The sequence below is a fragment of the Bacillus sp. FSL P2-0099 genome (assembly GCF_038007445.1).
In the GTDB taxonomy this organism is placed as follows: Bacteria; Bacillota; Bacilli; order Bacillales; family Bacillaceae_G; genus Bacillus_A; species Bacillus_A mycoides.
On sequence record NZ_JBBOXE010000002.1, the window covers coordinates 86,299 to 107,224 of the forward strand.

12 protein-coding genes are annotated in these 20,926 nt (G+C 35.4%); all 12 read left to right on the top strand.

Going from position 1 to position 20,926, the window contains the following annotated elements; translation table 11 throughout:
- The first annotated feature begins 736 nt into the window (after positions 1-736).
- Complete coding sequence (locus tag MKY90_RS28335; RefSeq protein ID WP_098168841.1) at positions 737-2,092, top strand: hypothetical protein; 1,356 nt, start codon at positions 737-739, stop codon at positions 2,090-2,092.
- 472 nt (positions 2,093-2,564) lie between these two features.
- Positions 2,565-4,064, top strand: a complete 1,500-nt coding sequence (locus MKY90_RS28340; protein WP_341093481.1) for a hypothetical protein — start codon at positions 2,565-2,567, stop codon at positions 4,062-4,064.
- Positions 4,055-4,693, top strand: a complete 639-nt coding sequence (locus MKY90_RS28345; RefSeq protein WP_098168843.1) for a hypothetical protein — start codon at positions 4,055-4,057, stop codon at positions 4,691-4,693. The genes MKY90_RS28340 and MKY90_RS28345 overlap by 10 nt, the downstream gene beginning before the upstream one ends.
- Positions 4,694-4,739: 46 nt before the next feature.
- Complete coding sequence (locus MKY90_RS28350) at positions 4,740-6,455, top strand: hypothetical protein (RefSeq protein WP_012259965.1); 1,716 nt, start codon at positions 4,740-4,742, stop codon at positions 6,453-6,455.
- A gap of 70 nt (positions 6,456-6,525) precedes the next feature.
- Positions 6,526-6,708 (top strand): hypothetical protein, encoded by a 183-nt coding sequence (locus MKY90_RS28355; protein ID WP_000108095.1) that lies wholly within the window; start codon positions 6,526-6,528, stop codon positions 6,706-6,708.
- Positions 6,709-7,463: 755 nt separating this feature from the next.
- Positions 7,464-7,754, top strand: a complete 291-nt coding sequence (locus MKY90_RS28360) for a hypothetical protein (protein ID WP_040963215.1) — start codon at positions 7,464-7,466, stop codon at positions 7,752-7,754.
- A 105-nt stretch (positions 7,755-7,859) separates the two neighbouring features.
- A complete protein-coding gene (locus MKY90_RS28365) occupies positions 7,860-8,357 on the top strand; it encodes a virion structural protein (RefSeq protein ID WP_098168844.1) in 498 nt (165 codons plus the stop codon).
- A gap of 5 nt (positions 8,358-8,362) precedes the next feature.
- Positions 8,363-9,079, top strand: a complete 717-nt coding sequence (locus tag MKY90_RS28370; RefSeq protein ID WP_341093485.1) for a hypothetical protein — start codon at positions 8,363-8,365, stop codon at positions 9,077-9,079.
- A 79-nt stretch (positions 9,080-9,158) separates the two neighbouring features.
- Positions 9,159-9,602, top strand: a complete 444-nt coding sequence (locus MKY90_RS28375; RefSeq protein WP_098168845.1) for a tail chaperonin — start codon at positions 9,159-9,161, stop codon at positions 9,600-9,602.
- Positions 9,603-9,655: 53 nt separating this feature from the next.
- Positions 9,656-10,225, top strand: coding sequence for a tail chaperonin (locus tag MKY90_RS28380; protein WP_098168846.1), 570 nt, complete (start codon positions 9,656-9,658; stop codon positions 10,223-10,225).
- 23 nt (positions 10,226-10,248) lie between these two features.
- Positions 10,249-14,601, top strand: coding sequence for a hypothetical protein (locus MKY90_RS28385; RefSeq protein ID WP_341093487.1), 4,353 nt, complete (start codon positions 10,249-10,251; stop codon positions 14,599-14,601).
- Positions 14,602-14,661: 60 nt separating this feature from the next.
- On the top strand, positions 14,662-20,913 hold the full coding sequence (locus MKY90_RS28390; RefSeq protein WP_341093489.1) for a hypothetical protein: 6,252 nt from the start codon (positions 14,662-14,664) through the stop codon (positions 20,911-20,913).
- The last annotated feature ends 13 nt before the right edge of the window (positions 20,914-20,926 follow it).

The window sequence follows — 20,926 nt, forward strand, 5'->3', positions numbered from 1 at the left end:
GTAAAAATGAATAAAAAACGTTTAGGATATGAGGACATACTACCTTACTGGGGTTGCTTATGAACATGAGGTACTTACTGAATTTTAAGTATTTAATAAAAATATATTGACGGAGCAGCAAGCATTGGTTACAACTATACTACATTACTAACTCATAATAGTCCATTTGCTATAGATATTGAATGGATAAAAATTGAGCAGTTACATAAGTTGTTGTTACTCAATACTATCTTTACGATTTTCATCATACAAGACTAGAGTTTTGGAAAATAGATATATTATTTGGGGAATTTCAACTTATTAGCCGTGTTAAAATTTCTAAAGCGGAGTTTACATCAGGTAATTCAGCTAAGGAGATTATTGAGCAGGTAAGCCCACATTTACTTGCTTAGACGAACATGTTTTAAATGGATTATTGTTCGGATTATTAGTGTTCATTAATAAATAACCTAAATGAACTATAATTTTTATTAATATATCAAACACTATGAAAATAACGAAGGTAAAGAAAATATCTATCAATTCGTGTAAACAGCAGGAACGTTCAGTTAGTTCTAATGATTTAGAACAAATAGAGAAAGAAAACCCACCCAAATTTAAAAAAGAACTTGCAAAGTTTGGGGTTGAGGTATTTGTGGTTCCGATATGAACATGCCTTCCCGCGGAGGGTAATAATAAAGGCGACAGGTATCCGCATTGGGCCTGTTGCTTTTTTTATAAGAAGGAGGACAACAATATGGATGAAGTATTAGGAAAAAAAGTTGAACTGGATACCGAATTAGAGCGTTCCATTATTGAATACAGACCACGCGTAAAGTATGAACCAAATAAACCTTTTACTGTTAATTTACCAACAGAAGAAATCATAGGGGAAGATCAAAAGGAATTCGATGAAGATGGTTCGTTTATTCCGGAAGAAAAGCCAGCTAAACAATATGATAAATTTGTAGGTACACTAGAGCTTATTAATGAACTTATTGAATATATTGAGAAAAAAATGAAAGGCTTACAAGTTCCTATTTCTATAGAAGAACTTGAGAAGTTATATGAGTCACAACCATTTTTTGAACAAGATATAGGGGACGAAGGTTTCATTGACTTTGAAACATATCAGAAAACTTTTGAAAATCCAGAAGCACCTGCAAACTCACTTATTCAAGATATTGTTCATTCGTACGCAGAAGATGTGGAGGGTAGCTTAGAGTTAGAATTTTATGAAGATCTAAAAGAGTTGCATTCCATAGTAGAGGAAGGATATTTCTTATTTAAAGAAACTGTTTTAAAGAATTATCTTGATGGAAATATTCCTAAGACACCAGAAAGCAATAACGGTTTTACTGAGCAAATTGAAAAAGCAGTCAAGAAGCAAAAACAATGGTTTGATCAAGTTACAAACCTCTATAGGAACAATGAGAGTAAATATTATGATGCCCTAAGAACACAGTACGGTTCACCTGAATTCTTCAAGATAAGTGATGAATATACAAAAACAAAGCGCCCTTATGACGTTGTGGTTCGTAAAGAAAAGACACTTAATGAGGTGAGTTCTCTTATAGATGGTCTTCTTATAGGTTCACAAGATTGTTCTGAATCTATTAAATTTGGATTAGCTATAGGTAGCGAGATTGATGGTGAAGGGGTTATGAATTTATTAGAAAATCAGGCTTCTACAAAAGAACAACTTACCGGTTTGCTCAAATTAACTCAGCTATCATTGAAGTTACAACTTAATCAACAAATTGAAGATAAGAAACAATATCGAGACGTGTTAAAAAACATTAACAATCTTTCTCGTAAAAAGCGTGCGCATGATGAATTATTAATGGCATTGGAACTTCGAAATACGATGTACCTAAACATGTACGATTCATTGCAACATTTGGAATCTCCAAGCAAGGCACCTGGTGTGGAATCATTCCTAAATCAAATGGCCGGGGGATTAAGTCTTGTACAAGAACAGTATGACTCATTTCTACAAGATGTATATGCAATGTATATGTCTGAATACGAAGTAAGAAAAGAAAAAATCGATAAAACATTAAACAAGGAAAATGCAAGAGCAGGTTATTCTTTGGTATCAGAGTACCTATAAAAGAGGTTTACTTCATCCTAATCCATATAAGGGTAGATGAGAAAACGCTGGCCAACTTATAGGAGGCTCTATTCCTTTTGAATATGGTGACATTAGACAAAGAAAATAAAGTGACCTAAGAGGTGAATCCAGATTGTTCAGTTTATCTCGAGATGAATTATTTTTTCATCGCTGAAAAACATACTATTGGGATGTACTAAAAGTAGGTAGAAGGTGTTTTTCAACAAAACTTAATAACTGGTAAAAAAATTAAATGTAGAAGCAGATTGGGATAAATTCGGACAACCTTCTTATGAAAATGAAGGTACATGGAAATAACAAATGTGGATCATACTCAAGATCTAGGAAAGTAATAAACTATCTACAAAATCTACTATACTAAGGTAGAATCTGTAAGAAGTAAGATGCGTGCTATCCGCATATCAGAAATACAAGATTTTAAACAATACAATATTTTAATGGAGGGGTAAGAATGTATACGTACAATCAACTTATTTTCCCTTCTCATATGGAAAAGAATACTCGTTTTCTAGTATTAGCGGGCTTTTCTTTAAATGGGCCAGTAGGGACACCTTTTATCATTCGAGATAACATAGAGCCATCTTATATTCTTGGTGATTGTCGCCTGACGGAAAACGTAAGAATGGCAAAAAAATACGGAATCACCCCACTAATCCTTCGGTTAAATGGGTCTCATGGAGAATGCGTTGTTAATCATGATGAACTTAATACTCCAGCTTTCCGATTTAAAACATTAGAAGCAACAGATGAGTCAAATAACATAGCTATTCACTTATTTCCAACGTATATGATTATTAAAGGCATAAACACTAGTTATTCATACCTGTTCGCTGATTACAAGGGAGTAGATGACCTAGCTTTTGCTATCAAACAAGATCTTTATTTTGGATCGGGAGAAGTAGATGTAGAAGTTATCAATCAAATTCCAATAAAAGGATTATGTACTTCTGAGAAACACGTTAGATTTACTGGGGCGGATGATGGCTTCCATTATGTAAGTAATCATAGCAATCCAGACTCAGAAGATAAGATTCAAATGCAATTACAGCTATTAAAAGATAGTTTTATTACTGAAGATGGAAGTGAGGTTTTCTTTACAGGAGAATTAAGTAGTTTTCAAGTAGATACACTCCTATTTACAGATATACCTTACGAGAAAGCACCTGGACAGCTATCCTCTATATTTGGGGAATTTGCCAAGACTAAGACAATTGAACAATCTATTTTCTGCTCAGTTGTTTTATGCTCTGATTTATTCTCTAAAAGTCGTTATACGGTAACAGGAGAAGATACATACGAGACTCAAGTACAATCACTTGTAGAAAAAGCCTCTATTAATACAGAAGAACATCGTCATTTAGAGCACATAGAAGTTGTAGTTGGTATACAAAACTCTGAGAACCCTAAATATTCCTTTATGCCAGTTGCAGCAAATTATGCTTGTATGCGATATAAACTGCCGAATTTCCATAATTCAGCTACAAATAAACAACTACTAAACATAAATACATTACAAAATAGAGAACTCAAAAAGGTGGAAGTTGCTAATTTAACAAGTAGTGGTTATATATGTATAGTACCATCAATTAAAAAAGGATTTGTTCCTTATTCCTCAAGAAATCTTTACCCTCAAAACAAATTTTATTCAAAACCTCATTATCTCCGGAGTATAGGTTACGATGTTAATCGAATTGCTGGATTCTTTAATCAATACATTGGGGAACCATTAAGCTTCGTATTACTTCAATCTATCATCACACAAGTTGATGCCTTCATTGATAGTCTTGCAGAAGATCATCCAATCTACAGAGATATAAAAATGGAAGTCTTACATTATGATCAAGAAAATCTTACTCTATCTATTTCATTTGAGTTATATGGGGAGATTGAAACGGTTAGAACTTCCTTTACTTATATTTCGTCAAGTGAGGTGAGTGTTTCATGGCAGTAGAAATCAATAAGCCAACCCAAGCAAATGGTTCTATGGACTATGAAGACATGACAAAGACAATTAAGCATTTACTAGATGCTGCTTGGGGAACTCAGTGGGGAAGCTTTACTCCGGAAGAACCAACTGTGACAGTTGACAAGCCTGTAGCATATCCAGTTATCATGCATTACCTTAAGTTAATGCAACCAGGACTAATTGGTAAAAGCATCAGAGAAATTAAACCTCGCCAACGTTACCTTGCTTTTAATGAAGATCCTAAAGGAACTCTACCACCTGCAACTAAGGTTTATGGTCAGGTATTTGATGCAGAAGTTGTTTTTGAGATTTGGGAAGAAACCAATGCGCGAGTAGACAAGCTCACAAAGGAGTTTCGTCAAACGCTTGCAACATTCACGGGATTCCTTAAAGAGAAGGGGCTTAAAGAACTTCAATTCGTAAAGATGGAAACAGACTTATCAAAAACAAATATAAGTAATGCTAGTAAGGTTCGTAGACTTGTTTATTTTGCTAAGTTTGAAGAATTAACAGAAGTTCCTGTAGATATCCTTCGTGTGATAGATGTTGTAGAACAGAAACTTCAGGAAACCACAAAAACGTTAAGAAACAAAAAAATCCAACTGGATGAATAGCGCTTGTCGCTTTTCAAATATAACAAAATAAAGAGGAGGCAAACCTATGCTTTATGAAAATCTTCCTGGCATTAATGTCACATTAAAAGATGGTGGCTTAATTGTCCCAGAACGAGGCGGATCAGAATCGATCCTAATCATTGCTCCATCTCTTGCGAAAGATGCTCCTGAAGAACCAGTATTAATTCGTAGTTCAACTGAACTTGTACAAGCTGGATTCGGTGACTTCTATGTTGCAGGAGAAGTTAACCCAATTGCTGCAGAATGGAAAGCTGCTACTGATGCAGGAGCTAGAATGGTTTACCTAGTAGCCCTTAAAGAAATCAGCTTAGAGCGTGCTGCTGAACTTGAGAAAAATGCAATTGATGCTTATGTGGCTGCAGGAAACCAACTAGTAGATGCCCAAGCTAAATTCAAAGACGTTTTAGTTGGCTCTACAGAAGCTGTTCGTATGCGTCGAAAATTTATCTATTTCTACGACATGCTAATGAGCGACCTTCTTGATTTCACTGTGGATCACGTAGTTCTTAAAGGGGTTACACTTGAGGACGAAGCTACTAACTTAGTTGGGGAATTTTTCACTGAAGTTCCAAACTCTGAAGATTTCCCTTACATTAGTGGAATGGTTACTTCTTCTTATGTAATTGAGTCTCACTCTATTAATTACCCAGTAGAAATCAAAACTGGTACAAGCGATACGCTAGTAGTAAAGGTTGATGGCAAAGATGTAACATTTACGCTTCCTGCTAAAACTTACAATGGCAGTTCATTAACAATAGCTGACCTAGTAAAAGACTTGAAGGCTGTTATCGATGCAGATGCAACTGGTATCAAAGTTAATGTGAGAGAAGACAGTGGTAAAATCGTCCTTTACTTCGATGCTCCTGCTTCTATCCAAGCTGGTACAACAGCTGCTGGTCTTCAATTAGATAAGCAAGTAGCAACATGGAAGAAAACAAGCTTTGGTGTAATTCACCGCGGTTCATTCGCTCAAACAGTTGCTGATTATTGTTCAATGAAGACTTTAATGAAATCAGCCGCGATCGGATACATTGGGGTTAAATCTCCAGTAGATACGAAAGTTTCTACAATCCGCAAATATGTGGACGAACTATCTAAGATTGATACAGAAATCTCTCCTTATCTTCAAGTAGTGGGATCTGAAGTGGGAGTAATCATGCCAACAACAAACTCAATCCACTATGTAAATGGTGCGACTCACTACGCTGCACTACTTTCGACTCTTCGAAAAGAAAGTGCACCTACAAATAAACCGATAAAAGGTGTTAAAGCTATCCGCTTTGATTACTCTCTTCGCCAACTTTCTAAACTGACTAGCAAGAAAATCGTTACATTCCGTTTGAAAGATTCAACTCAACTAGTTGTTACAGACGGAATCACAACTGCTCCATCTATTGTAATGGCCGGAAAAGTACGTGAAAGTGACTTTGCTCGTTTATCTACGCTTCGTATCACCCAGCTTGCTATCCAAGTTGTTCGTGAAGCAGTAGAACCATTTATTGGTGAAGCGAACGAAATGCCACAATATAACGCAATGAACACTGCGATCAAGTCTGCATTAGAGAAAATACGCGAAGCAGGCGCTATTCAAGGATATAAATTCTCAATTGAAAACCTTGGAGTATACTTAGATGAGGTAACTGTAACTTTAGAAATCATCCCGGCATTTGAATTACGTCGTGTACAAGTTCAAGTTAACTTAACTCCTCCTGAGTATATGCTACAAGGCCTTAGCAAGTAAGAACTATTAATGAGAAGAGGGGATCAAAGCCCCTCTCTTATATAAAAGAATAACAGGAGGTTATTAACCTATGAGTACAACAGCTTCTCGATATAGTAAAACTTTCACTACTTACGGTGGCTCTGACATCGTATGTACATTTAATGGACAGGTAGTTGGCCAATTACAAGCTATTACTTACTCAGTTACTCGTGAAAAAGGACCTGTGTATGTAATGGGTGATCCAAACCCAAAATCTTTCTCTCGTGGTTGAGATGTAGCCACCTTTCTATGGTGACATAGAATGACAAACTCCGTGAACTGCTGGAAACCCCTAAAGCTTTTGTTACTACAACGTAACTAGAAATGGTAAGCGTGAATGTTGAAAAAACAAATGATAATTATAATAATGTTATGAATTTATAAATTTATGGCATATGAAATAATGGGCAATCAGCAGCCAAGCTCCTGTTCCGAAAGGATGGAGAAGGTTCAACGACTAGAGTGTACTACCTGAAATGGTAATGAGACTTATTAGTGCGGAGCAAGTTGAAAGCCCATATAAAATGGCGATGCTTTAATGGGCGAATTCACACCAAAATATAACTACAAAAGTAACTTTATTAAAAACATTGATTCACCAGAATATTGGTATATTGCAAGAATGTTAGCCTCAGATGTAAGAGACATCCTTTGTCCGGATAAAACGATTGAAATAAAAAAGAACTCCCAAGCAAAATTTTAAATTTTCATAACACCATGATGGCTCAGCATTTTAAAAATTGTTTTTAAAAAGGAAAAAAGAAAAGTATTTAGAGGTGTGTTATTAACTTGAAGATATAGTCTAGTCCGTCTGTAAAACAGAGTTAAAGTATCTCGAAAGAGACGGTGTAAACGAAACGTGGTATCGCAGGAAGTTTAGTATTTACTATCTTCGACCGTGATGCACTATTTGATCTTAAGCAACAAGCTGCTGTTCACCGTCATGGCCTAAACCAAACGGATGCACTTGCTAGTACCTCTACTCAAGTGTTAGATACTGATGCAAATGCTGCAGCATTAACTCAGCGTAATGACTTAGTACAGGGATGGCAGACAAAACGTAAGGCCAACTTCATCGATGAAATCCCTCCATTTGATATTACTATCAACTTCCTTAACGAATATGGACAAGCTAGTAAAATGGAAATCTACGGTGTAGAGATTCTTAACGAAGGAATGGGCTTAAGTGTAGATGACAACACTACAGAAAAAGCTTGTACTTTCATTGCTCGTAATATTGTTGAGATGCGCCCACAAGATGATTGGGAAGTAGAATAATAAAACTTAAAGAGGTGCTTCGGCATCTCTTTTTGTATTTGGTAGCAAAAATATTATCGAGTGGTTATGTTCTGTTTATAGAAAAATAGAAAGGCAGGTGTCTTCATGAGTAGTAAATATCAGAAGACTTATACGAGTTTTGCTGGTACAGATATTGTTGCTGTTGTAACTCCTGAAGGTGGTAAATCTGTAGTGCTAGGTCAATTACAAACAATCTCTTATTCTGTGTATAGACCAACAGCTCCAGTATTTGCTTTAGGACAAATTGCAGCTAAAGGTGTAGTCCGTGGTGCAAGAACTGTAGCAGGAAGCTTAATTTTCACAGTGTTTGACCGCCATGTATTATACGAAATTATGAAAGATCATAATGCGAATGGAAACAGTTGTCCTATTAATAAAAGTGACGAGCTGCCACCATTTGATATAACAATTAATTTTATGAATGAATATGGGCAATCTTCGAAATTGGCAATATATGGAATTAACCTTATCTCCGAAGGTCAAACAATGTCAGTTGAAGACATGATTACAGAAAACACAATGGAATTCATTGCACTAGATATCGAAACAATGAAACCAGATGTTTTTGATGAAGGGTGGTAAGAGATATGAGTGATGGGGCTTATACACCAGCAGGTAAACCTAAAAGGGGTTATGCGAATTATTACTCAGGAACAGATATCCGAATCTACTTCGGAGATAACTGGATAGATGAAATTGTAGAAATAGAATGGACAATGCAAGAACAATTAGAGCCAATCTACGGATATGCTTCTTATACCTGGGATAAGGTAGCTAGAGGAAATAGGTTGGTTCAGGGTTCCTTTTCTATTAACTTCAAAGAAGCTGGTTATTTACAAACTGTACTTAATAGTTTAAGTTCTGAAATGAAAGATGAAAATGAGTGGTTTAGCCTAGCAGAATTTAATGGTGAAAATGGTCAGAGTGCTCATAAGAATACAAAGGTTGAAGACCTTATAGGTAATTTTCAAGCATTAGCAGATGATTACGAAAATGCACTGTGGGGAACAAACTCTAACTCTTCAAAGTTAATAGATAGCCGTAAAACTGACACATTCTTTTATAGCACAAATGAAAATGAAAAAAATAAGAATTTGAAAGAACATGGTTTCAATATCTTACTAACTTACGGAAATAACCCCTGTGCCGTTAGAGGAGCAGGAAGCTACAAGACCGTTCAAACAATAGTTGGGGTACAACTAACAGGTGTTTCACAAAGAGTTGATCCGTCCGGGAATCCTATTTCTGAAGTATATACTTTTATAGCAAAAGATATCTCAGGGAATGTACAAAAAGCGTACTAGTTTAATTATAAGGTTTATATAACTAAATTATTGTAACCTTTAAATTTTTATAATAGTGAGAGAAAGAGGAGGAAGCATAATGGCAAAACGTTTTGAAAAAGAAGAAGCTTTTACGGAGGATGCTCAAGAAGAAACTTCGGTTGTTAAAGTAGGAGACAAATTTGATGAAGATGACGTTTCAAAAGCGGAACAAGAAATCTTTCCAGGTGGTCCAACTTATAACGAACTTGAAAAATGGAAGTCAATGTATGCAGGAGAAGTATACTTGACTGAATTCGATGAAGAAAACATTTTTGTATGGCGACCAATTAAGCGTAAAGAATACAAAGATATTGCTAAAATTCCAAATGCAGATAATTTCTATAAAGAAGAGCGTATTTGTGAAAAAGCAGTTCTGTTCCCTGCTAACTATGGATTTATGCAAATGACAAATGGTAAAGCTGGTATCCCGACACTATTACACGAATTGGTATTAGAGAAATCAGGGTTTGCAGCGAAAACAGGCGCAATGCGCTTAAGCTAAGAGCTAAGGAGGCGTATTATCGCCTCCTATTTTTATTGTAGGGAGGAAACAACATGCTAATCGATCCTAATTTATTAGATGACAAGGTAAAAGAATTACCTATTGAATTTGAAACATATGAAGAAGAGGTAGATTTTAAGGAACAATTGCGTATTTGGCATGAGAAACATGGACATATCTTCATGCAAGAAATAAGCGATGTACTATTTTTCTTCCGTGCATTAAGTAAAGAAGAATTGAAAATTGCACAGGAAGTATACAATGACGACTATGAAAGAACTGAGTATATATGTAAAACTTGCGTTATAGAGCCAATTATTGAAGACTACTCGTTAGATATTTTTGCAGGTGTTCCGGAAATTCTTTGCCTTTCTATCTTAGAGGAGTCAGGTTATACAAAGGCTCAAAAAGTTAAAATCATGATAGCTAGATGGGAAAAATATATGGAAGAAGCAGAAAATCAACTTCCATTAATAATAAAAGAAGCATTTCAAGATATTCCATTAAGCGAAATTGAATCATGGACAATGGCTAAAACAGCAGAGTATTATGTCAAAGCTAAATGGTTATTAGAAAATATACGGGGATTAAAATTATTAAGTGAAGAAGAAGTTCAACAATAGCAACCGTAAGGTGGTGAAGACGTATGGCCGATAAACGTTATATGGGTGAAGAGAAAGAGAAAAATCATTTGCTTAGTAATATAGCAAAAACAGGTTCTCTTAAAGGTGGAGGGGTAATGGCATATCGTAATTTTCCAATGATAGGTAAATCTGATGCTCTTGGTGAAACTGCTTATGTTAGTAGAAAATTACGCGGTGGTTTTGATGGTAATATACAGGAAAAGATGTATAAAAAATTAGAAAATTATGTCCGTAGAAATATTAAAAAAAAGCAGATGCTTAAGAATCATCTAGCTCAAAACAATATCGAATTCGTTAACCGTTATTATAAAGAATTCCACAAAAGAAATATGTGGGGTTTTAACAAGTTTGAATACGCAGCTACTCAATCATTCCGTCAAAATAAAATCCTTGAAAACCTTCTAAAACTATCTTCTATTAAAAATAATGGTGGGGACAAGATTCTCAACGCCCTTATCCAATACCACAATCAGAATAAAGGTATTTTCAATAGTCCTGCCGATTACATTAATGACTTTATAAAGCAACTCGAAAATGGAAAATACGCTCCTAAAGTTAAATTCCTAGACGATACGCAACGAAATGTATTTCAGAAGCAAATGCTTCAAACTCTTGAGTGGTACCAGGATATTAAAAAAGTATTTGAAGAAAATAAAGGTACAATCTTATCTCAAGCTAAGACAATGGAAACCGCGTCTACTTATGAATTTATCCAAGATGCAATTAATCAAACAGACGTATTAATGACTCGATTAAAGAAAACAGGTTTTAATTACACTACATTAAAAGATGCTGAAAAATTAGATACAGCTACCAAGCGTAAGTATGGGTTAATCATTGATGACATTGATGAAAAAGGAAATGAGAAATCTATTGATGTTACTGGGGAGTTACGAAAATTCTTAGATAACAATAAACACAATGACGATTTAAATGCATTGTTAGGTAAAAAGGGAATATCTTTCGTCTTTGAAAATATGATTCTTGATAGTAATTTATACACTCATGCTAAAACAGGTGAAATAATTGATAACAGACATTTAAAAGCCGGTGCTGTTAGAGCAATAGATTCTTTTCAGGAAAGTATTAAAGTCCCATTCTTTATTAATAGCCCAATGGATTTAAAATCTTGGCAAGCTTTTTATTCTAGTCTATCTAAAGAAGAATTACAGGTAGTAGATTCAGAGCAATTCCATAGATTCGTAAGCAACTTAGATGAAAAAGGGTTTGATAGTGTAACTAAAACGAATCAAGAAGGATATATTCGTAATCCATTAAATAATAGTGACCATTTTTATACTGGTGGAAATGTTTTTCCTTATACAGAATCTGGCGTGCGAGATTTAATTAATGAAGGATCGTATCTAGCGTCATCACAATTCGGTACATTCTCACGTATGGATAAGTCTTATGCTCGCTCTGGTTATAAAAAAGAGTTAACAGGTAGGGATGCCTCGCAACTATACGAGGATACTTCTGTTAAAGAATTAGGAAAAGGAACATGGAAGTATATAAATCTCTCTGAGGGGTTTATTTCTTTAAGGGAAGCGGCAGTTGAGAAAAGTCTACCAACCTTAATGGAATTTATGATTCCTACATTTGGTGAAGATGTAGTACGTATCCCTGCAATCGAAAAACTTCGACGTTCATTCCATCAATTCGCTTTAAGGGCATTAGATAATGAGGCATCCTTCTTTACGCAGGATGTCGTGAAGAAGGATGCAAGAAACAAGAGAATTTTATCTGAATTAGATATAAAGAATATGAAAGGTTTAGATACATTAACCGAGTTTCAGGGGTATGACAATATCCATACTATTGATGCAAGGCCTCGTGAAGCAAAGATATTACTTGAGGATGTTATGAATAACGATAAAGGTAAAGTTGAAAAAGAAATTGTATCAGATTTTAATATCAACAACCTGAAGAATTATGGAGCGATTGATAATGGATGGGATCTAGCGATTAACACAAAAATGAATGCTAGCAATGCGGCATCAACCCTAGTTGAGCAAGAACTAGCTGTTTCAAAAGATAGATTAGTAGGAAGACATACTTACAGAGACGCTTTAGCAAACGTAAAAAATTCAAATCAAGATATTGAAGATATTGGTCGAATTGATGAGTTATCAGATTTTCTTAAAGAGGAATTTTATACTGCTTCAAAGTTAGGTAATATCTATGGTTTCTTAACGAAAACAGGAGTTGGGTATAAAGATTCCTGGCGTGGGAAAACACTTGTATCATCAATATTAAGGACTTATCCACGTCATGATTTTTTAGTTGCGAACCATGGTAGTGCCTTACCAGGGATTGGTCGTCGTTATGTTTCTCGTGGCCTTAACAAAGTTTATTATTCACCAATCCGAAATAAGATGTCTGATTGTTTGACTAGTATAATAGGTGAATCAACAGATTTATTGCTTAGTGATCAAATACAGAAGAATGAAATAAAACTTCTTGGTAAAGTATATGAAACACTTGTTAAGCATTATTCGGACGGAATAGGTTCTGATGAGTTTGTAAACGACGTTATGTTTAACCGATTCCCTATCTTGGCAGAAACTAATCCTAATAGTGGACAGTACAAAGTAGCTAAGCATCAAATTCCGTTATTACGTCAATCTGGTGGGTTTACAGAAAATATGGATAAAGAGTTTGATGAGATTACAAAGCTGATTCAGGATAATCAAGATACATATTATTGGTATGACAAGAAGTTCTCAAATGCCGATATTCAAGAAAAAAGTGGAACAGGCTCTAAGATTATTGATGCAAATACGTTCATGGTTCGAGAGTTTGACACTCCAGTTAAATTAACTCAGAAAGATAACCGAGATGTTATTTATTGGATGGAGCAGTATTTTAAACTCGGTGAAAAAGATAAAATTGGTTTTACTAGAGACCTTGTTGCTCGAAAGAATAATAATACATATGGCTCAATGGATGCTGTTGTATATACGAATAGAAGTGAAGATGGACATTTTGGGTTTAAGACTAGTAAAGGTCAATCATTTAATGCTCTTATTGGTAATCGTATTTGGAAGAATCCATTTCAGATTAGCGATGATGGTAGCTCCACTTCTACAAAGGCTTTTAATTTAAACAACATGGTAGCCGTTGGGAAATATTCTGAAATGTTAACGCATGATATTGTTCCTAAGATGCCTTTCGCCGGAATATTAGACGATAAGTTCTTACAGGAACGTACACCGATTGAAAGTTATAAGAGAGACCAAGTATACGATTCAGATTGGGGACCTTGGCCCCAGCCATACGAGGGTTGGATTAATACGATGATAAATACGGTTGTTTCTCAAAATCCAATCATTACTGGTGAGGAAATGACAGCTATCGGTGCAGGAAGAATTCTTTCTCGATTAGGTAATGTTGCGGTTCCTCAAGTGCGTGAAGGTGAACGAGAAATTAATCAGCACTTTAATCGCTTAAGTTACGTTAAGTATTATGATCTTTATGAGAAATCTAGTAAACTTGCTCAAAGTAAAGAAGGTGAAAGTGTAGAAGAGTTTTTTGACGATGCAGCAAGAAGAAGACGAAATAACATAGGATTAAAACGTTACTTAACAGATAAGAAGAAAACATTGTCCTGGGCTAAAAAAATGGGTTATGGTGACACCGAAGCCGTTAAATCAGAAATTGATGAACTCTCCGATGGATTAGGAGGTATTTCGTCTACAAAAGAAACTAATCAAGCAGGTAAGTACATACCCTTAGCTATTAAGTATCGACAAGAATATGAAGGTACTCTTTATAGTATGGGTGAGACTGAAGACTCTGGTCGCAGATCGTTAAGGAGAACCTTAACACCAAAAGGGAAAAAATACATTCCTCAATTCCTTGAGACGACTAGCAGTAAAGAAGGTCAAGAGATTCTACAGTATGTTCCTGAGGACACAAAAGAAATTTCACAGGATAGTTGGGGGCTTAGAGTAGATAAGCAAGAAGATATTGAAGATTACTTTAATACTCATTATCTACCAGCTGAAAATTGGACTGGATGGAACGCAAGTACAAATCTCGATGGTATAAAAATTAAGGTTATGCAGAAGAAGGGGATAAACCCAACCACTTCTGGTTATTGGAGTAAGGATCAAGCTAGAGCGGAAAAAACAGGAGAAAAAGAAATCCAAATACACCCTTTGAGTAGTTTGATCAATATCGGTCGCTTGCGTGATGTGTTATTAGGAATGGGACTATCAGATGTAGATGTCCAATTAACTACTTCTTATGGTGAAGGACCAGGTGGAATTAATACTTCCATTGACATCATGAAAGATGTGAAAAATGAAATTTTAGATGGCCTTAATGCAGGGGTACATTCCTCATTATTCTAGAATACATTAAGCGGCGTTCAGTCTTTTTAGACGAGCGCCGTTATTTATTAGGAGGGTATTATGGAAGATATTAAAAAAGTGCCTATTAAAAACAGGGTGTTAATACCCGTTTATGAATCAGCAGACGGTTTAGGTAAAATTAGAACAGAAAATCAAACTGAACATGCAGCAGCAAAATACAGACAAAGCGCAATAGCTCAAACATATAATGAATTAACAAAAGATAATCGTATTAGTACATTAGGTATTTGGGAGTTGGCTCGTACTCTGAATAGTTTTAATGTAAATGCTCAACGAGCATTAGACCCTTTTATGAAATTAAAAGGTGATGACCATGTATTATTCTTTGATATAGAAGCAATCGGTACACCTGAACATATGAGAAGTAATAAAGGGTTAGATCTATTTGCTATGACTGAGTTAGCTTTTAGTGGAACTAATTTTAATGGAAAAGACTTTGTTAATAAGAAAGGAGCTATTGTTTCAATGGCAGTCGCTCCTGAAAAAGATGTGTATGCTCGATTAAAACAACAAATTAATAAATTAAAGCAGAATCCGATGATGTCAGTTTCACAAGACATGCATCGTACATTACTGGATCTAGCTAAGTATACTGATGCAAGTAAATTTAAGAGTGCTACAAGTAATGGGAAATCCTATATGTCTCTATTAGGGCATTCTCGAGTTCCTTCTATAGACACTGCCTTTACAAGAAATACAATAGAAGAAATTGAACGTGGTCTAAACAACTTGTTTTATAAAGGTACAAAACTTGAAGATGCATTATCTATCTTCCAAGGCCACATTATGTCTAGTAATGCAAAATTAGGTGGATACAATATCCACCACTACGATTTACCAGCTATTCTTGGGATAGTAAAGGACACAAGTACAAAAAAATTCTTTAACGATGCAGCGAAAAATTCATTAGACTTTTTTCATGGATACTCTGCAACAGTTAAAAATCCATATTCATTAACCGGTGCTAGTTTACGACAAGAACATATTTATCAAGCTCTTTTAGCAAAAAGAAAAATTAAAGCCGGTAAAGAAGCAATTGACGGGAATCCCCCTTTATTTCTATATCATTTAGCAAAAGATGATATTCAAGCAAATATTGATATTGCCGGGTTTACTCATCAAAAAATTAAATCATTTATTAAAGGAGCAGAAGAGTCTCCTACTTATGATTTTTCTTCATCAGCAATAAAGAAAAATACTCTAGAACTAGGTCAGGAATTATTTTCTTATCAAAGTAGTTCCTTCGACAAAGATAAGCACAAATACAATCTTGTGGGTAAACTTGGTAAAGACGGAAAAAGCATAGTACCTCGATGGGGAAATTTAAACACGTCACTCCCTTCAAATGAAAACTTCGTAATTCGAGAATTCCTCAAAGATGTTGCATTAACAGGTACAGATAAAAAAGGTTTTGGCTTAAGGCTTGATTCTAAAGATGTAAAGGGTAAAATTCTTTTATTAATTTCCGAAACGCAGGAGGGATTAGCACAGCAAATTCATAGTTCATTCATGCCAATGGATGATGCAATTTCTAGAAATCTACGTGACTTAAAAGTAAAACATGACGCTTCCTTCCGTGAATATGAACGAATGTTTGACAATAATGGATGGGAAAAGATGAAGGAATACTATAACTACCTAGAGAAAGCGGGTAGTGTAGAAGAAGATTTCGACTGGAGATCATACATTATCAAAAATGGTGGGACAGAAGAATTAGCTATGAAATTCCCTTATATGGTCGCACGATTAGAGGGAGAAAGAGATGTCTGGGGAACAGCTATTAGTACTCTAAAAGCCTCAGGATTAAGCGACAAGCAGAAGTCAATTGCACTGCGACAAATTAAAAGCAAGCTAGATGAGAAAGGAGATAATAAAGCTCAAGTAACTGCTAAGGGGAATAGATTTTTTAATTTTAATTTTGATAAAGAATACAATACAATATTTAATGCAAAAGAAACGAATTCAATTAAAGATTCTTTCCGTTCTTATATTAACGATAGAAGAGGGGATCGTATCGGGAATCTGGAAAAGTCATATAAGTTAGCTCGTATTGATGAATTGCAAGAATTAATCATAAATAACTTCAAACTTTCACCAGATAGAAAAGCCTCTAATGATGTGAAATATCTTGTGAATCAGATGAAGAAGGAAGTTATGTCGGGAAATAAAACTGAAATAGCTTTGAATGAAATGTCTAACCTCGTTCGTGAAAAGGTAGAAAACATGGGTACAGACAATTTTGTTCGTGAAGTAACCAATCAGATGACAGATAGCCGTGTAACCGCAATTAAAGGTTTGATGAAGAACCTACCAAATGTTATGCGTGAAAGTATTGAAAATGCTCGTTCATTCAGAAGTGCTAATGAAATATTAAATGGTAATAGCCCATTAAAGAAATATTTAAAAGAGCAAGATAACCGTATTAAGAAATTGTTTGAGAAGAAATTTGGTACACATGGAATGAATGATCTAGACATAATTAGTAGGACAAGTGGTATGGCTGCTAAGTATGAAGAACTTGTTGATAAGATCATGTCAGCTTACAGCAAATACTTCAACACTCAAATTCGATTTATGGATGGTGGTAATCCTCTACTTATTTTAGCTAGTAAGAAGAGTATCATGAATTTAAGCGAAGTAAGAACATATGAAGAATTGGTTCGAAACCCTAGAGTATTCACTATTGAGCTTCCATCCTTTGATAAGGATATGAAGGTTAAATACGGCGGAAACCGAAAAACTTCTGTTATTCGTTCAGGTATTGGTGCAAAAGGTGCCTATCATAGTACATCGGTAACAGATGCTCTTAATATGATTCTTGATTACTCCAAGAAAGCTAAAGAGCTGTCTGAGATAGCTGAAAGTATAGATAGCAAGAATGCATTTGTTCAAATAAGACAAGGGCTTCGTTATCGTGTTGAAAGGCAAGTAGATCCAGTTTCTACTGATGCAAGTCGGAAATTCTACTTCGATGATAAGGGAACGTTTGATATCAAATCAGCTATGAGTGACGAAGTCCGTTCAAGCAAATGGGATATCACAGGATATGCAGAGTCATGGTATCGTGCAAATTCTAACCGATTAGGATTTAGTATTTCTGCCGACATTATTGCTCAAAATGCAATTGAAAAAGGAATCACATTCTTTGAAGCGATGGGACAAAGAGCCAAAGGGTACGCTATTGCCGGAGAACTTCTCAATTTTGCAAAAGGTGCTTCTGGATTAAAAGGAAGTATGGTTGGTATTAATACACGTTCTGCTTCAAAAGGTTTTATTGCTACTACAAATACAGATGCTCGTACTTACAGGGCATTAGGTAACTACTATGCTCATACAGTAGAAAATCCAAATGAACCAATTAACTACCGAAAAGTAGACCAAGAAGTCGCTTCAAGAGTGTTACGTAACTCGGGTAAAGATCAGTCGTTCCGCACGAAAAATAGCTTTATTTCATCACCTGCATTCAAAGCTCTTGATGATGTAAATGAGGTTCGTGGTATTACAATGCAAACCGGTTATATGACAAATGAAGAAATTACATTAAAGCTGAATGATGCTAACACTATTATGAAATACAAGTGTATGATTGATACAGCTCAATCTAAAAAACAAATCACTCCTGTAGAAGCAAGTCAAATGAAGGGGTCTTTAGACAAATGTATGATTTCTACTAGTGAAGGTTTGGCGTTTATGGATTACAAGTTAATGAAAGCTTTTGATGGAATGGACGAGGTTCGTATTAATATGAACGCTGAAAAAGTAATGTTTAACAACTCTATTGAAATAGCTATTGAAAAAGAAGCTGAAAAACAAGGTCTTGCAAAAGGTTTATGGAAAGAGAAAGGAATTACTTTTGATAAACCATTAGAGATTGATATAAATTCTATGTTCAATGAGAAGAATCATCTTACCCTTGGAAAATATGAAATCAACAATATCAAAAATGAAATTGTTGATGAAAGCCGTTTTAAGAAAGGTGATACGGTATCTATCATTGGATTCGACACAGATGACATTAATAAAAGATCGCTTGTATTAGGTAGACAACGTAAAACAGGACACGGATTTAAAGTAGTAACTGAGGGTGGTTTCCGTGCTACTATGACTCCAATGCTTGGTGATATCATGAGTGATTTATACGGCGTAGAAGGGGTAGAACAGGTGATTTCTTATCAAGTGGAAAAGAAAGAAGCTACTGACTTACCAGCATTAATTCGTGGTTACGATACTCAAATTCGTCAACAATTCAGTGGTTCTGTGACAAATGATAAAATCACTACTGACTATGCTAATGAAGAAAGAGCTTTATCTTCATTCTATAAGGATGTTGAACAAATGCTTGGTATTAAAACGACTAATAAAGATGGTCAGTATGTAGTGGATTCTAACTTTGGTTTAGATGGAAAACAGCTAGACTATAAAGGACGCAAGAAGCTTTCGTCTAAGTGGATGGATAAATTAGGCCTTAATCGTGAAGTGTTTGCTGACATCACAATGGCCCATGAAGCTTGGAATCGTCAGGGTGGAATTAACCGTGATAAGGTCACGGTTAAAGGGATTGGTATATTAGACAATTCTGATATTCGAACAGGATTATATGTTCCGGGAGAATCCTCTATATATGCTAACTTTATCCATGAGTTGGTTTATAGTTCTCAAACAAAGCCAGAAATTAAAGCTCAGCAAAAAGTATTCAATAAAATGGTTAAGTTTGTTAGTAACTATGAAAATGATTGGGAACCTAAAACAGGAGATGTAGTTATTGATTACACGTCTGATGGTACGGGGTTAATGACTGATGTAAATGCACAGATGAAAGATGGGGTACTTCATATAAGTAAGGATTCATTTGAAGAGAGGCCTCGAAAATTTGGTCACAACCAAAATTTTACTGTTGAGGATTACGGCAAAACTGTTATCAATGCTGGATTGATGGAGTTTAATTTAGGGTCTGGTGTTAAAGGTAAGAAGATTCAAGAACACTTACTTAGCACAAAAGGAACAGCATACTTGAAACTTCCAGAATTTGCAGCGAATCAATACATTCCTCTTCTTGATATCAACTCAATGAAACTACCTGGTAATGTTAATTACGTCGAGAAAACGGAATTTCTAGATACATTAAAAGGCAACTATACTTCTATTGTTAGAAAAACAGAAGAGTACAATGATTTGTTTACAATAGATAAGTTTTCCGCAAGCGATATGGCGACGCGACGTGGAGTTCTAGAAACGGAAATTAATAGAGAAGTTTCTCATCTTGTTGCAAATCTTAGTAATTCAACTTCGAAAGAGGGTGTGGTTGAGCGTATTTCTGGGAACTTCAGCAGAGATAATTTAGCAGTGTTTTTTCCTCATTATGGTATAAATGAGGAAAAACAAAGAAATGCTGTGATGAATGATATCACTAGACTACATGTTTCTGATAAGGCGAATAACAAATTAGCGGGTGATGTAATCACTGCTTCCGAAGCGTTCTTCTCAGAGAATAGCGCTGAGAACCTCACTCTTGGAAATCTATATGGTGCTAAAGCATATGAAAAAATCCGTGAATCACTTAAAGGTACGGGCGTAAATAATGACTGGGGAACAGTTAAGAATGGTGAACACGGGATAGGTAAGGCCGAACAAGAAAAATCAATCCTAGCTAGTGCTACTTCTTCTACAATTAGCAGTGTAAACAATACACGTATGAGAATGTCTACAGCGTTTATGATGATGGCAGAAACAAAAAAAGAACCATTTAATGAGACAGAAGGTTCAAGTCAAAACGCAGAAGAAGTAATGGATAATAGAAGAGCTGTTGGGCCAGAAATTTTCTTAAATGAAGCAGTGCCAATTCATCATACAATGCGTAATGAGATGAATGAATCACTATCAGATATTGCGACTGTTGGTAAGAAAGCATTCAGTGGAAGTGCTATAAGTTTAACTGGGGATGGGCCTATAGGATTTGGTGAATTATGGGCGACAAACGCTCTAATGAAAGGTACACCGACACCAGAGGGCCTGCAAGAAATGGCACCAGTAGCACCTAAAACTTTAGGGTCTCCTACAGCCCGTATAACACCTAATCAAAATGGTGAGTACATTAACATTTCTGTAAAGGCATCGGCTAGTAAGAGAATGAATCATAATAACCTAGCAGCGATGATAAACAATGAAATCATGGCAATGTCGAATGTCAAAATGAACACGAGTGTTAACGTAAATGACAATTCGAAAAAAATTGACAGCAAGTGGCTAGAGAGTGCTATTGCAAATGCGATGAATAAGGGTTATGCATATTAATAGACAAATGAGA